Below are 14,148 nucleotides of genomic sequence, written 5' to 3'. Positions count from 1 at the left end.
CGGGGAGGTTTGGCACCTCGATGTCGGCTCATCGCATCCTGGGGCTGAAGTAGGTCCCAAGGGTTGGGCTGTTCGCCCATTAAAGCGGTACGCGAGCTGGGTTCAGAACGTCGTGAGACAGTTCGGTCCCTATCTGTCGTGGGCGTAGGAAATTTGAGAGGAGCTGTCCTTAGTACGAGAGGACCGGGATGGACGCACCGCTGGTGTACCAGTTGTTCCGCCAGGAGCACCGCTGGGTAGCCAAGTGCGGACGGGATAAGCGCTGAAAGCATCTAAGCGTGAAGCCCCCCTCAAGATGAGATTTCCCAATTCGTAAGACCCCTGGTAGACGACCAGGTTGATAGGTTCGAGGTGGAAGTGCAGCAATGCATGCAGCTGACGAATACTAATCGGTCGAGGGCTTATCCTATTGAACCCTGTTAAGGGGTTCACTTCGGAAACTAACGTTAACATCTTCGTTCAGCTAAGTAATGACCTTCGCAAAGGTTCGTATCCAGTTTTCAGGGTGAAAGAGAGCTCTGTATGTACATCGTTTGGTGGCGATGGCGGAGGGGAACCACGCGTACCCATCCCGAACACGACCGTTAAGCCCTCCAGCGCCGATGGTACTTGGACCGCAGGGTCCTGGGAGAGTAGGACGTTGCCAAGCACGAACAACCGATCGCAGTTTCTGCGATCGGTTTTTTGTTGTTTTTAAATCTTTTCCCACCGGGCACACATATATTGTTATGCGGAACAGCAGGACGAAATGTTGTAGAATGGCGTCGGTACGCGTATAAATAGGCGCGAACCGCCCAAGCTATTAAAGGGAAGAACGGCGGAGTCACCCGCTTGACCTTTTGGGAAAATTGCGTATAATAAAGTTAAAGTCAAAGAAAGTCAAAGTCAATTTGACTAAAAACTTTGACGATTTAGATTTCTTAGCCGAAAGGCGGACAGTTGTTTGGGCAACTTAGGGAGGTTGGCGAAATGCGCAACATTTCCGATCTCATCGAGCAGTACCTCAAGCATATGCTAAAGGAAAGCCCCGGCGGTGCTGTCGAGCTTCAGCGTAACGATTTGGCGGATCGGTTCTCATGTGTGCCGTCCCAGATCAATTACGTAATCAGCACGCGATTCACACTGGAGAAGGGCTACTTCGTAGAAAGCAAACGCGGCGGCGGCGGTTATATCCGCATACAGCGCGTTGAGCTGCCGACGTTGTCAGCTCTCCAGGAGCATCTCGTTCAGACAATTGGCGAGCAGGTGGATCAGGATACCGCAGAAGGGGTTGTTTATCAGCTGGAAGAAGGGAAATTGATTTCCCGCAGAGAAGCGAACTTGCTTCGGGCGGCGATTTCTCGTGAAACCATAGCGGTAAAGCTTCCGCTGCGCGATGAAATTCGTGCACGGCTGCTCCGGGCGATGCTGATTACGCTGCTCATGAAGTAAGCTGCGCAGCCTTGCAAGAGGAGGGATAGTGCGGAATGCTTTGTCAGGAATGCGACAAGAAGCCGGCTACGCTTCATTTTACGAAAATTGTGAATGGGGAGAAAACGGAGTTTCATATTTGTGAAGCTTGCGCGCGTGAACGGGGAGAAGGAATCCCTGGAACGGCAAACGGATTTTCCATCCATAGCTTATTGTCAGGCTTGCTGGATTTCGAGCAGGCGGGGGGCCTGAACGCACTAGGCGCTAAGACTCAGCAGCTTCGCTGCGAGAACTGCGGTCTGACATACACGCAATTCAGTAAAATGGGCCGTTTCGGCTGCAGTAATTGTTATACCCAGTTCGGAAGCAAGCTGGATCCTATTCTGAAACGGGTACATGGGAATACAACGCATGTAGGTAAAATTCCGAAGCGCGCCGGTGTACAGATTCAGATTAAGCGTGAAATCGATGCGCTTAGACGGGATATGCATGTAAGGATCGAGCAGGAAGATTTCGAGAATGCGGCCCAAATCCGGGATCGGATTCGCGAGTTGGAGCGTAATATAGCCGATGTTTAGGTAAGGCGGCCAGGAAGGTGATTCAGAGTGACGAAGCGGTCTTATGTCGAAGAAGCGCTGAGTGACTGGATGAAGGCAAACGGGCCGGACGCTGACGTAGTCATCAGCAGCCGTATCCGTATCGCCCGTAATTTAACGGGGCATCCTTTTCCGATGCTGGCAACTACACAGCAGGCGCACGACGTCATGGAACAGCTGACCGCAGTAGCGGATACCGACAAACTGCAGGAATACGGCGAGTTTGAAACGATTGAATTGGCACATCTAAGCGAGCTTGAACGAAGAGTGCTCGTGGAGAAGCATTTGATCAGCCCGAACTTGGCGAACGAATCCCGCAGCGGGGCAGTTCTGCTCAGCGAGAATGAAGCAGTCAGCATCATGGTGAACGAAGAGGATCATCTGCGGATACAATGCCTGTATCCAGGCTTTCAGATTAAAGAAGCCTGGGGGCTAGCAAGCCGCATTGACGATATTTTTGAAGAAGAAATGGATTATGCATTCGATGAACGAAGAGGATATTTGACCAGTTGCCCAACGAATGTCGGCACTGGTATTCGTTCTTCTGTGATGATGCATCTTCCCGGCTTAGTTCTGACGCAGCAGATCAACCGAATCTTGTCGGCCATTACGCAAGTAGGCTTGGCGGTAAGGGGGATTTACGGCGAGGGAAGCGAGGCTGTAGGCAATTTATTTCAAATTTCGAATCAGATTACGCTCGGGCAAACCGAAGGGGAAATAATCGAGAATCTGCATAACGTTGTCCGTCAAATCATTGAGCATGAACGAGCGGCTCGCCAGCGACTGCTGGAAGATTCGCGGATAAGGGTTGAGGACCGCATTCAGCGTTCTTTCGGCATTCTGTCCCATGCGATGATTATGGATTCCAAAGAAGCGGCCCAGCGTCTGTCAGACGTTCGATTGGGAATTGATTTGGGCTTGATTCAAACTGTAACGCCGCAGGTAATGAATGAGATGATGGTATTGACGCAGCCGGGTTTTCTCCAACAGGTGTTTCATGAGAAAATGACGCCTGAACAACGAGATATCCGGCGAGCGGAACTTATACGCAAGCATTTGCAACGTGAATCCGATCATGGGGGTGTGTGAACATGATGTTTGGCAGATTTACTGAACGGGCACAGAAGGTGCTCGCATTAGCGCAAGAAGAAGCGGTTCGTCTTGGTCACAATAATATCGGCACGGAGCATATTTTGCTCGGCTTGAATCGCGAAGGCGAAGGAATCGCAGCTAAAGCATTGATTGGACTCGGACTCAGCCTCGAGAAGATTCAAGACGAAGTGGAAACACTTATCGGCCGTGGTCAAGAGCAGCCTACAAATATTGCATATACGCCGCGTGCGAAAAAAGTCATTGAGCTTTCTATGGATGAAGCCCGCAAGCTTGGTCATACGTATGTAGGCACGGAGCATATCCTGCTCGGCTTGATCCGCGAGGGCGAGGGCGTTGCAGCACGCGTGCTTAACAATCTCGGCATCAGCCTGAACAAGGCTCGCCAGCAAGTGCTTCAGCTGCTTGGAAGCAGCGAAGCGGTATCCAGTAGTCACGGAGCGCCGGCTAACGTCAGCACGCCGACATTGGATGGGCTTGCACGTGATTTGACGGCTTACGCGAAAGACGGCAATTTGGATCCGGTGATTGGCCGGAGCAAAGAGATCGAGCGTGTCATTCAAGTACTCAGCCGCAGAACGAAGAACAATCCGGTGCTCATCGGGGAGCCAGGGGTCGGTAAAACGGCGATTGCCGAAGGCCTCGCGCAGAAGATCATTGCCGGTGAGATTCCGGAAACGCTTCGCGACAAACGCGTCATGACGCTCGATATGGGCTCTGTCGTCGCTGGCACGAAGTACCGCGGCGAGTTTGAAGACCGACTCAAAAAAATTATGGACGAAATTCGCCAAGCCGGTAACATCGTCTTGTTCATTGATGAGCTTCATACGCTGATCGGCGCAGGCGGAGCAGAAGGTGCTATCGACGCATCCAACATTCTGAAACCGGCGCTGGCACGCGGCGAACTGCAATGCATCGGCGCGACGACGCTTGACGAATACCGCAAATACATCGAGAAGGACGCCGCGCTGGAGCGCCGGTTCCAACCGATTACGGTGGATCAGCCTTCGCCGGAAGAAGCCATTCAAATTCTGCACGGACTTCGCGATCGTTACGAAGCGCATCATCGAGTGAAAATTACGGATGAGGCTATTGAGCAAGCCGTCAAACTGTCGGACCGTTATATTACGGACCGCTTCCTCCCGGATAAAGCGATCGATCTAATTGATGAGGCAAGTTCCAAGGTACGCTTGAAATCGTACACGGTACCGCCTAATTTAAAACAGCTGGAGAACCGTTTGGAGGACATCCGTAAGGAGAAAGACTCCGCCGTTCAAAGCCAAGAATTCGAAAAGGCAGCTGCGCTTCGCGATACGGAACAGAAAATTCGCGAAGAGCTGGATGTAACCAAGAATCAATGGAAAGAGAAGCAGGGACGCACGGATTCCGAGGTTACGCCTGAGGACATTGCGCAGGTAGTCGCAAGCTGGACCGGCATTCCGGTGTCGAAAATGGCGGAAGAAGAAACGCAGCGCCTGCTCAAGATGGAAGATATTCTGCATGACCGCGTCATCGGTCAAAGCGAAGCGGTTAAAGCGGTCTCCCGCGCAATCCGCAGAGCGCGTGCGGGCTTGAAAGATCCGAAGCGTCCGATGGGCTCCTTCATCTTCCTTGGTCCAACTGGCGTAGGTAAAACCGAGCTCGCCCGCGCGCTTGCAGAAGCAATGTTCGGCGACGAGAATGCGGTCATCCGCATCGACATGTCGGAGTACATGGAGAAGCACTCCACGTCGAGACTTGTCGGAGCGCCTCCGGGCTATGTCGGGTATGAAGAGGGCGGGCAGCTGACGGAGAAGGTGCGCCGCAAACCATACTCGGTCGTCCTGCTCGATGAAATCGAGAAGGCACATCCGGAAGTGTTCAACATCCTGCTTCAAGTGCTGGAAGACGGCCGTTTGACGGATTCCAAAGGTCGCGTCGTCGATTTCCGCAACACCTTGATCATCATGACATCGAATGTCGGTGCAGATCAAATCAAGCGCAATTCCTCACTCGGCTTTACGGCGACGCAGGATGCGGGCCGCGACTTTAACATTATGAAAGAGAAAGTGCTCGGTGAGCTGAAGAAAAGCTTCCGTCCAGAGTTCTTGAATCGGATCGACGAAACAATCGTATTCCATTCGCTGGAGCAAGAGCATATCGCTCAAATCGTAACATTAATGTCCGACGAGCTTCGCAAGCGCCTGCGCGAGCAGGAAGTGGACTTCACGCTGACGGAATCGGCGAAGATGTTCCTAGCCAAAGAAGGCTTCGATCCGCAATACGGCGCGCGTCCGCTCCGCAGAGCGATTCAGAAACATATCGAGGATCGTCTTTCCGAAGATCTGCTGCTCGGCAAGATCACCAAAGGCCACACGCTCGTTATTGACGAGAAGGATGGCGAATTAACGGTTGCGCACGTAGACAGCATCCCGGCGGCTGAAGAGCCGGCAACCAAGTAATCAAGGTTCAAATACCCTTCATCCTGCTGCATTCAAGCAGCGGATGGAGGGTATTTTTCTCGTCTGCGGACAGTGCCTCGAACCGACGATTTCGTTTAAGAATAATTAAGGTTTTATCGCAACCGTAGAAGTGGTAAACTTTGATTGATACGTCTTTTGCATAAGGAGCCGCTCATGGCAAAACTTAAAATCAAGTTCGCATGCACGGAATGCGGCAATGAATCACCCAAGTGGATGGGAAAATGTCCGGGCTGCGGACAATGGAATACGATGGTAGAAGAGAAGGAAACAGTCGTCAAGACGCAAGGGATGGGCGCTTCGATCATTCAGACGAAAGAAAAGCCCCAACCTATCATACATATAGAAAGTGGTCAGGAGAAACGGATTGAGACAACCAATAAGGAGCTGAACCGCGTGTTGGGCGGAGGCGTCGTTCCGGGTTCGCTCATTCTGGTCGGGGGCGATCCGGGCATCGGCAAATCAACGCTTCTGCTGCAGACCTCGCATGCGCTCGCTTCGAAGCAGCTGACGGTGCTCTATATCTCCGGCGAGGAATCCGTCAGGCAGACTCGCCTTCGGGCTGACCGCCTCGGTGCGTTGTCGGAAACGCTGTATGTATTGTGCGAAACGAACATGGAGCAAATTAATGATGCGATCGAATCGGTCAATCCCGATTTTCTCGTCATTGACTCCATCCAAACGGTGTATGATCCGCAGGTGCAGTCGGCACCAGGCAGTGTTTCGCAGGTTCGCGAATGCACGGCGCATTTTATGCGCGTCGCCAAAATCAAAGGCATCGCAACCGTGCTGGTCGGCCACGTGACCAAAGAAGGGGCGATCGCTGGGCCGCGGATGCTGGAGCACATGGTGGACTGCGTGCTTTATTTTGAAGGAGAGCGGCATCATTCCTATCGGCTTCTCCGAGCTGTGAAGAACCGGTTTGGATCGACGAACGAAATCGGCATTTTTGAAATGGTGGAGGATGGTTTGAGGGAAGTCAGCAATCCTTCGGAGCTGTTTCTCTCTGAGCGTCCAATTGGGGTATCCGGCTCGACCGTAGTTGCCAGCATGGAGGGTACAAGGCCAGTACTGGTGGAAATGCAGGCACTCGTCGCGACGACGAATTTCCCCTCTCCGAGGCGGATGGCGACAGGTATTGACCACAACCGCATGACGCTGATCGTCGCCGTATTGGAGAAGCGGATGGGCATGTTCCTTCAGACGCAAGATGCGTATCTTAATGTGGCGGGCGGCATCCGGCTCGACGAGCCGGCAGTGGATTTGGCGGCGGCGGTCAGCATTACGTCGAGCTTTCGCGATGCGCCGACAAGACCGTATGACGTCTTCTTCGGCGAGATCGGCTTAACCGGCGAAGTTCGGGCAGTGTCCCGCGCAGAGCAGCGCGTGAAGGAAGCGCATAAGCTGGGCTTCAAACGCGTGATTATGCCGAAGAAGAGCTTGAAGGGCTGGACCCCGCCTGCGGGGATTGAAATCATTGGCGTCGAGACGGTAGCAGAAGCGCTGTCCAAGGCATTCGGATAAGGGGGGTAGATGATGAAAGAGCTAAACCAGGCAGAAATGGTCAATCAACTGCTCCAAATGGTCGCACCCGGGATGGCATTTCGGGAAGGACTGGATAATGTGCTGCGAGCTAAGACAGGGGCGCTCATCGTTGTCGGCTACAGTCCCGAGGTTATGGAGGTCGTCGACGGCGGTTTCTCCATCAACTGCGATTTCTCCCCGAACTATTTGTACGAATTGGCCAAAATGGACGGCGCAATCATTCTGAGCGAGGATCGCAAGCGGATTCTTTATGCTAATACGCAGCTGATTCCCGACAGCTCGATTTCGTCGAGCGAAACGGGAATCAGGCATCGTACCGCGGAGCGCGTGGCCAAGCAGACCGGCAAGCTGGTCGTTTCCATCTCGCAGCGCCGGAATATTATTACGCTTTATCAAGGACAGTTCCGCTATTCGCTCAAGGAAATGGGCGTTATCTTAACCAAAGCCAATCAGGCGATTCAGACACTAGAGAAATACAAAGCGGTGCTTGGCCAGTCATTTACGAACTTGTCAGCGCTGGAGTTCGAGGAAATGGTAACCCTGCAGGAAGTGGCGCATGTCATCAAGCGGGTGGAAATGGTCATTCGCGTCAAAATGGAAATTAAGCGGTACGTGAATGAATTGGGCACGGAAGGCCGCCTGATCAGCATGCAGATGGAAGAACTGGTTGGAGGCGTGGAGGAGGAAGCGTGGTTCCTGCTGAAGGATTACGGCAAGGATCCGGCAGAGGAACGCGTTCGTGAAATCCGGGCCAATATCCGCAAGATGAGCTCGGAAGAGCTGCTTGAAGTTCCGCAGATTATTAAGCAGCTGGGCTACAGCAGTAATATCGCTGCCTCCGAGGAAATGGTTGCTCCCCGCGGATATCGGCTGCTTAGCCGCATTCCGCGTCTACCGGCTAACATTCTGAACAACCTGGTGGAGCGGTTCGGGACATTGCCTCACGTGCTGATGGCTACCATTGAAGAGCTTGATGCCGTTGACGGAATTGGTGAGGTTAGGGCGCGCACGATCAAGGAAGGCTTGAAGCGCATCCAAGAGCAGATGTTCATTGACAGACAAATTTAAATCCCATACAATGAGGGAATGCAGATGGGCATTGGTTACAACTGACAATTTAAACCTTTAACGCATCCAGAAACTTCAGCGAAGTTTCTTTTCTCAGGATTGCCATCCATGCTGTTTGTTGCAGTTTTGGGGCATAGTAAAGATGAGGTGGAGCAGAATGATCACGAAGTCAATACCGAGTCTTTTTACAGTGGCGAACTTGTTTCTGGGTATCATCGCCATTATTCTCGTTTTTCCTGAAAATGCAAAGCCGGAATTGGCTGCCATGATGGTTATCATCGCAATGCTGATGGATGGTGTAGACGGTCGGGTCGCCCGGGCATTGAATGCATCGAGCGAATTTGGTAAAGAATTGGATTCCTTATCCGATGTCATTTCCTTCGGAGTCGCGCCAGCGTTTATTATGTATAGTGTTGCTTTCCAGGAGCTTAATCCGGCGCCAGCTTGGATCATTACGGCTCTCTTCCCGATCTGCGGAGCGCTTCGCCTAGCGAGATTTAACGTCGTATCCGGAATGCCGGGCTATTTCATCGGTCTTCCGATTCCGGCAGCAGGCGGCGTATTGGCTACACTGGCTCTGTTCCACAAAGACATCGCGTTATCTGTCCTTATGGCAACAACCCTGGTACTGTCCTTCTTGATGGTTAGCACCGTGCGGTACCCGAACTTCAAGAAACTCGGCATTCCAAAGAACGCCATCTGGGTCGTTCCAATTGTCGTCCTGGTAGCGGTTGTACTAGGTATATTGTTCCCGCACCATTTATCTAAGATCATATTCGTACCGCTCGTTCTATACGCGCTGTACGGCCTAAAAAAAAACGTTGATCGGCGCATTCCAAGCAGGAAACGCAAGCGCAGATTGGAAAATCAGCTTCAAGAAGAAGCTGTTCATAGCGAGCACAGCGCCTAAAGCGCGTCAGTCAATGAAAAAGACCGCCTTCCTCCTCCACTTGGGAGAATGAGGCGGTCTTTTTGTAATGACTTTTGGCGATGCAGATCTAGGTCAGGTTAAACAGGCCGAGTGTACTGCATTTATCGGATTCGCGTTCAATGACGTCGTCCAGCTTGATCTCAAGCAGGTTGCACATGGCGGACATGTAGAACAAATTGCGGCCTAGCTCGTTTTGAATGGCTTCTTTGCAATGCTCGCAAAGCTCGCCCGAGATGTGGTGATGAACCTTGGTCTTGGCTTGCTCCAGATTAAAGTCATCTTCAAATTGCTGCTTACGGGCGTTTAATTCAATGCATCCGCATTCGGTTACGGATTTGGCAACGGCACGGTTGACGGAAGCGCCGGATTGACCGTACTTGGACAGGACGTCCAGCAAGCTGCGATGTCGCAGCAGCAGCTCGGATACTTGCTGCTGAAATTGCTCCAACGTTGGTGCATGCATCAGTTCCACCTCATTTCAAGAATGGGTTGCTATGGTATTATTATAAGCCTCCTCGCCCCGTATTTCAAAACGGATTTGCCCTATTTGTCCCAATACGGCGGCAAGTTAATAATTTCTAATGCTTTCCTGTCCTCCCTACGATTAACGTTACAATAATTGGAACATAATTGTAATGGAGGTGGATTTATATGATGATGAGACGAATGATTCAAGGGATTGGGCTATTGTTTGGCGGTGTGCTCGGAGCTCGAATGTACAGCTCGTTAAACGCAGGCATCAGCTGGTCAGCTTCGACTAGCGGCTTGCTGCAGCATTCCGGCGGGTATTACATGAATGTAGGGATCGGCGCAATCTGCGGCTTAGCGGCGGCAACCATATTGGCAGGGCCAATCATGAGGCGGGTGCAGCAGGGGGCAGAACGGGTATCAGCGATGCCGATGGGCGAATTGCTGGCAGGCGGAGCCGGGTTGCTGGGCGGCCTGGCATTATCAGCACTGCTCTATCCGGTATTGTCGGGGTTTAGCGGCGCGGCGATGTTTATCCCGGCTGTGCTGACGTTGTTTCTAGGGTATGCTGGATTGCGGGTAGGCTTGAATAAACGGGAAGAGTTTGCGGAGCGGATCGCGGCATTGGCCGAGCGGAGTTCGAAAGCCGTGCGTGTAGATGAGGAAAGCAGCTATGAGGAACACAAAATTCTCGATACAAGCGTCATTATTGACGGCCGAATCGCCGATATCTGCAAAACCGGTTTTATTGAAGGTACACTGGTCATTCCCGAGTTCGTGCTGGAGGAGCTGCAGCATATTGCGGATTCGTCCGATTTGCTGAAGCGTAACCGGGGCCGCCGCGGACTTGATATTTTAAACAAAATTCAAAAAGAGCTTGACGTGAAAGTGCTAATCTACGAAGGCGACATGGAAGAAGGCGAAGTAGACAGCAAGCTGGTGAAACTGGCTAAGGCGCTGCACGGCAAAGTGGTGACAAACGATTTTAACCTGAACAAGGTGTGCGAGCTGCAGGGCGTATCCGTACTTAATATCAATGATTTGGCCAATGCCGTGAAGCCGGTCGTTCTGCCGGGCGAGGAAATTGTCGTTCAGGTTATTAAGGATGGCAAGGAGCACGGTCAAGGCGTTGCTTATTTGGATGACGGCACGATGATCGTGGTAGAGGGCGGCAGAGATTACATCGGAACGACGATGGAAGTGCTCGTAACGAGCGTGCTGCAAACGTCCGCTGGGCGCATGATTTTCGCCAAGCCGAAGCTGTTGGAAAAAGCGCTGTAACAAGGTATGATAGTACACGGATGATTTTCCCTGCTGAGAGGTTTTTCGGGCGGAGGGAAAGTCGAAGTTTACAGCGGCGGGGCGGTTGAAAGGCGTGGAAGCAGCAGAGGCAAAATGGGGTGTTGTCGTCGTGGCGGCGGGCCGTGGAACACGTATGGGAACGGCCGAGAGCAAGCAGTATTTGCTGCTGAGGGACAAGCCAATACTTGTGCATACCCTGGAAGTGTTTGAAGCGATGGCCGAAATCGCCGATGTATGTCTTGTCGTTGGCGAAGACGATGTTTCGCGCTGCGAGGCCATGGTCGCCACCTATGGTTTGCATAAGGTGAAGACTGTCTTGGCAGGGGGCAGCGAACGGCAGCATTCCGTGCGGATCGGCATGGCTGCGCTCCATAGCGATGTGAATTGGATCATGGTGCATGACGGCGTAAGGCCGTTCGTTACGCATGAAGCGGTACGAGCCTGTATGCGCAAAGCTACCCTTACAGAAGCCGCGGTGATGGCCGTGCCTGTTAAAGATACGATTAAACAAGTGAATGAGGCCGGCGTCATCACGAAGACCCCGGAACGGCGGAGCTTGTGGGCGATTCAAACGCCGCAGGCTTTTCGCCGTTCTTTGCTGTGGGAAGCGCTGGAGCGGGCGGTGCAGGATGATTTTCTGGGCACCGACGATGCGATGGCGGTTGAACGGCTGGGCGTAAGCGTCTCGGTGGCCCAAGGCGATTACACGAACATCAAAATCACAACACCGGAGGATCTGCCTTATGCGGAATTTTTGCTGGCGGTCCGCGACCGGGAGAGGGGAACGGAGCAATGATTCGAGTAGGACAAGGCTTTGACGTGCATCAGCTGGTGAAGGGACGACCGTGTATTATTGGAGGCGTGACCCTTCCGTACGAAAGGGGACTGCTTGGCCATTCCGATGCGGATGTGCTGCTGCACGCGATCAGCGATGCGGTGCTGGGGGCGCTTGGACTTGGCGATATCGGGAAGCATTTTCCTGATACGGATCCGGCTTTCAAGGATGCGGACAGCTTGAAGCTGCTTCAGCACATCTGGTCGCTTGTAAAGGAGCGAGGCTACAAGCTCGGCAACGTGGATGCGACGATCATTGCGCAGCGGCCGAAGATGGCGCCTTATATCCCGCAAATGGTGGAAGTGATTGCCGGTGCACTAGAGGCGGAAGACAACACCCAAGTAAACGTAAAGGCGACGACGACGGAGCAGCTCGGCTTTACTGGACGCGGCGAAGGCATTGCCGCGCAAGCGGTTGTCTGCCTTGTAAAAGTTATGCTATGATTCAGCAATACGTATAGTCGACGGGAGGAGCGGAGCTTTATGTCCGATCAAATCAGGGTGCGTTATGCACCGTCACCTACAGGGCATCTGCATATCGGCAATGCAAGAACGGCCTTATTCAATTATTTGTTCGCCCGCAATCTTGGGGGCAAATTCATTATTCGGATCGAAGATACCGACGTGAAGCGCAACGTAGCGGGCGGCGAGGAAAGTCAGCTGACTTACTTGAAATGGCTCGGCATCACATGGGATGAGAGCGTGGATGTCGGCGGCGGATACGGTCCATATCGTCAAACGGAGCGTCTCGATATCTACCGGAACTATTGGCAGGAGCTGCTCGACCGCGGGTTGGCATACAAATGCTACTGCACGGAAGAAGAATTGGAGCAGGAGCGGGAAGAGCAGACGGCGCGCGGCGAAATGCCCCGCTATTCCGGCAAGCACCGCAGCCTCACGGCTGAGGAGCGGGCGACGTTCGAAGCGGAAGGACGGATCCCAAGCATTCGTTTCCGCGTGCCGGAAGGCAAATCCTACGCCTTTGACGACCTCGTCAAAGGACAAATCAGCTTCGAATCCGACGGGATCGGCGACTTCGTCATCGTGAAGAAGGACGGTATTCCAACGTATAACTTTGCCGTTGCGCTCGATGACCATCTCATGGCAATTAGCCATGTGCTTCGCGGCGAGGACCATATTTCCAACACGCCTCGTCAATTGATGATCTACGAAGCGTTCGGCTGGGAGCCGCCGGTTTTCGGCCATATGACGCTCATCGTGAATGAAAACCGCAAGAAGCTCAGCAAGCGCGACGAGTCCATCATTCAGTTCATTGAGCAGTACGACAAGCTGGGCTATTTGCCGGAGGCGATGTTCAACTTTATTACGCTGCTCGGCTGGTCGCCTGAGGGCGAGCAGGAGATTTTCACGCGCGAAGAGCTGATCTCTGTATTCACGGCGAATCGTCTGAGCAAGAGTCCGGCTGTTTTCGATACGAACAAGCTGAGCTGGATGAACAATGAGTATATGAAGAAGACGGATGTTCCTCGTCTAGTGGATATGTGTATTCCCCATTTGCTGAAGGCAGGCAGACTGTCTTCCGGTGAGCTTTCCGAGGCCCAGCGCGCGTGGGTGAACGATCTTGTCGCGCTGTATCAGGATAAGCTGCGTTATGCAGCCGATATCGTACCGCTGACGGAACTGTTCTTCCTGCCGGAAGCTGTCGATGAAGATGAAGCGGCTGCCGTGCTCGCGGAAGAACAGGTGCCGATCGTGCTGGCAGCATTCCTGGAACAAGTGAAAGTGATGGGTGATTTGCATGTCGACGGCATCAAGGCGGCGATCAAATCTGTACAGCAGACGACTGGCTTCAAGGGTAAGCAATTATTCATGCCGATCCGCGCTGCCTTGACGGGTCAGACGCATGGGCCTGATCTGAACGCAACGATCGTGCTGCTCGGTAAAGCGAAGGTACAAAATCGCCTGCAGGGCAGGCTGGCATAATTTAGTTTGTCCGGTCAGTAACTGGGCGGAGGGGTACTTGTCAGTTGTAGGGCTGTGGGCTATACTTGAGGTACTCATTTGAAATCGAATCTTTTTATCATAAGCAATAAGGCTTAGAACAGGATCGTTTATTTCAAGAAGGAATTTCAGAGAGGGCGACCTTTCAAACGGAGCCGTGCGGGATGATAGTCTTTTCGTATGCACCATTCGTTTGATCGGCTGTGAGTCGCTTATTCCTGGGGATGGACATTGCACCTGGGAGCCGCATCTCCGAACTGCGCTGGCAGGGTGGGTGATGACGCTTCGTCCGCGTTAGGGACGAATAAGACGTTCGCGTGCTGCTGCATGCGATACGAAGCAGAGTGGAACCGCGTTGACACGCCTCTGCAGCCTTTACGGCTGCGGGGGCTTTTTGTTTGTCTGGCTTTGCATAGAATCAAACGAAGCGACAGTCAGGTTATGGTAGAGAGGGGGGCTGGCC

The 14,148-nt window shown here is 52.8% G+C and carries 12 protein-coding genes and 2 rRNA genes (1 of these 14 running past the window's edge); 13 read left to right on the top strand and 1 reads right to left on the bottom strand.

Translation table 11 applies throughout. The features are described 5' to 3' along the window. The 9 genes from KXU80_RS16680 to pssA form a co-directional block, all read left to right on the top strand. Positions 1–409, top strand: a 23S ribosomal RNA gene (locus KXU80_RS16680) (it extends 2,519 nt beyond the left edge of the window). Positions 410–532: 123 nt separating this feature from the next. Further along, positions 533–649 (top strand): 5S ribosomal RNA (gene rrf, locus KXU80_RS16675). A gap of 320 nt (positions 650–969) precedes the next feature. Beyond that, complete coding sequence (locus KXU80_RS16670) at positions 970–1,431, top strand: CtsR family transcriptional regulator (RefSeq protein WP_219834360.1); 462 nt, start codon at positions 970–972, stop codon at positions 1,429–1,431. Positions 1,432–1,466: 35 nt separating this feature from the next. After that, positions 1,467–1,988 carry a protein-arginine kinase activator protein McsA gene (locus KXU80_RS16665; RefSeq protein WP_219834359.1) on the top strand — a complete coding sequence of 174 codons (522 nt, stop codon included), beginning with the start codon at positions 1,467–1,469 and terminating at the stop codon, positions 1,986–1,988. A 69-nt stretch (positions 1,989–2,057) separates the two neighbouring features. Next, entirely contained in the window at positions 2,058–3,095 is a 1,038-nt protein-coding gene (locus tag KXU80_RS16660) for a protein-arginine kinase McsB (RefSeq protein WP_374987793.1), read from the top strand. A 2-nt stretch (positions 3,096–3,097) separates the two neighbouring features. After that, positions 3,098–5,557 (top strand): ATP-dependent Clp protease ATP-binding subunit, encoded by a 2,460-nt coding sequence (locus KXU80_RS16655; RefSeq protein ID WP_219834357.1) that lies wholly within the window; start codon positions 3,098–3,100, stop codon positions 5,555–5,557. A 174-nt stretch (positions 5,558–5,731) separates the two neighbouring features. After that, positions 5,732–7,099 carry a DNA repair protein RadA gene (gene radA / locus KXU80_RS16650; protein WP_219834356.1) on the top strand — a complete coding sequence of 456 codons (1,368 nt, stop codon included), beginning with the start codon at positions 5,732–5,734 and terminating at the stop codon, positions 7,097–7,099. A 12-nt stretch (positions 7,100–7,111) separates the two neighbouring features. After that, positions 7,112–8,188, top strand: a complete 1,077-nt coding sequence (gene disA, locus KXU80_RS16645) for a DNA integrity scanning diadenylate cyclase DisA (protein ID WP_219839077.1) — start codon at positions 7,112–7,114, stop codon at positions 8,186–8,188. 157 nt (positions 8,189–8,345) lie between these two features. Then, positions 8,346–9,098, top strand: a complete 753-nt coding sequence (pssA, locus tag KXU80_RS16640; protein WP_219834355.1) for a CDP-diacylglycerol--serine O-phosphatidyltransferase — start codon at positions 8,346–8,348, stop codon at positions 9,096–9,098. 88 nt (positions 9,099–9,186) lie between these two features. On the opposite strand, the gene KXU80_RS16635 is transcribed toward pssA, so the two are convergent. Continuing rightward, complete coding sequence (locus KXU80_RS16635; protein ID WP_219834354.1) at positions 9,187–9,582, bottom strand: nucleoside triphosphate pyrophosphohydrolase family protein; 396 nt, start codon at positions 9,580–9,582, stop codon at positions 9,187–9,189. Between the two features lie 191 nt (positions 9,583–9,773). Here KXU80_RS16635 and KXU80_RS16630 point away from each other — a divergent pair, with 191 nt between their 5' ends. The 4 genes from KXU80_RS16630 (at position 9,774) to gltX (ending at position 13,667) form a co-directional block, all read left to right on the top strand. Next, positions 9,774–10,868 carry a PIN/TRAM domain-containing protein gene (locus tag KXU80_RS16630; RefSeq protein ID WP_374987792.1) on the top strand — a complete coding sequence of 365 codons (1,095 nt, stop codon included), beginning with the start codon at positions 9,774–9,776 and terminating at the stop codon, positions 10,866–10,868. 154 nt (positions 10,869–11,022) lie between these two features. Beyond that, the gene (ispD, locus tag KXU80_RS16625; protein WP_219839076.1) at positions 11,023–11,685 is read left to right on the top strand and encodes a 2-C-methyl-D-erythritol 4-phosphate cytidylyltransferase; all 663 of its coding nucleotides are present in this window, start codon (positions 11,023–11,025) and stop codon (positions 11,683–11,685) included. Next, positions 11,682–12,167, top strand: a complete 486-nt coding sequence (gene ispF / locus KXU80_RS16620) for a 2-C-methyl-D-erythritol 2,4-cyclodiphosphate synthase (RefSeq protein ID WP_219834352.1) — start codon at positions 11,682–11,684, stop codon at positions 12,165–12,167. Before ispD ends, ispF begins: the two co-directional genes overlap by 4 nt. A gap of 39 nt (positions 12,168–12,206) precedes the next feature. After that, complete coding sequence (gltX, locus tag KXU80_RS16615) at positions 12,207–13,667, top strand: glutamate--tRNA ligase (RefSeq protein ID WP_219834351.1); 1,461 nt, start codon at positions 12,207–12,209, stop codon at positions 13,665–13,667. The last annotated feature ends 481 nt before the right edge of the window (positions 13,668–14,148 follow it).

The sequence above is a fragment of the Paenibacillus sp. R14(2021) genome (genome assembly GCF_019431355.1).
Taxonomy (GTDB): Bacteria; Bacillota; Bacilli; order Paenibacillales; family Paenibacillaceae; genus Paenibacillus_Z.
This window is presented reverse-complemented; position numbering and strand designations above follow the sequence as displayed.

Excerpts from the sequence above, each read along its gene's own strand:
- KXU80_RS16670 (WP_219834360.1), top strand. The coding sequence starts at position 970 with ATGCGCAACATTTCCGATCTCATCGAGCAGTACCTCAAGCATATGCTA.
- KXU80_RS16665 (WP_219834359.1), top strand. The coding sequence starts at position 1,467 with ATGCTTTGTCAGGAATGCGACAAGAAGCCGGCTACGCTTCATTTTACG.
- KXU80_RS16660 (WP_374987793.1), top strand. The coding sequence starts at position 2,058 with ATGAAGGCAAACGGGCCGGACGCTGACGTAGTCATCAGCAGCCGTATC.
- KXU80_RS16655 (WP_219834357.1), top strand. The coding sequence starts at position 3,098 with ATGATGTTTGGCAGATTTACTGAACGGGCACAGAAGGTGCTCGCATTA.
- radA (WP_219834356.1), top strand. The coding sequence starts at position 5,732 with ATGGCAAAACTTAAAATCAAGTTCGCATGCACGGAATGCGGCAATGAA.
- disA (WP_219839077.1), top strand. The coding sequence starts at position 7,112 with ATGAAAGAGCTAAACCAGGCAGAAATGGTCAATCAACTGCTCCAAATG.
- pssA (WP_219834355.1), top strand. The coding sequence starts at position 8,346 with ATGATCACGAAGTCAATACCGAGTCTTTTTACAGTGGCGAACTTGTTT.
- KXU80_RS16635 (WP_219834354.1), bottom strand. The coding sequence starts at position 9,582 with ATGCATGCACCAACGTTGGAGCAATTTCAGCAGCAAGTATCCGAGCTG.
- KXU80_RS16630 (WP_374987792.1), top strand. The coding sequence starts at position 9,774 with ATGATGAGACGAATGATTCAAGGGATTGGGCTATTGTTTGGCGGTGTG.
- ispD (WP_219839076.1), top strand. The coding sequence starts at position 11,023 with ATGGGAACGGCCGAGAGCAAGCAGTATTTGCTGCTGAGGGACAAGCCA.
- ispF (WP_219834352.1), top strand. The coding sequence starts at position 11,682 with ATGATTCGAGTAGGACAAGGCTTTGACGTGCATCAGCTGGTGAAGGGA.
- gltX (WP_219834351.1), top strand. The coding sequence starts at position 12,207 with ATGTCCGATCAAATCAGGGTGCGTTATGCACCGTCACCTACAGGGCAT.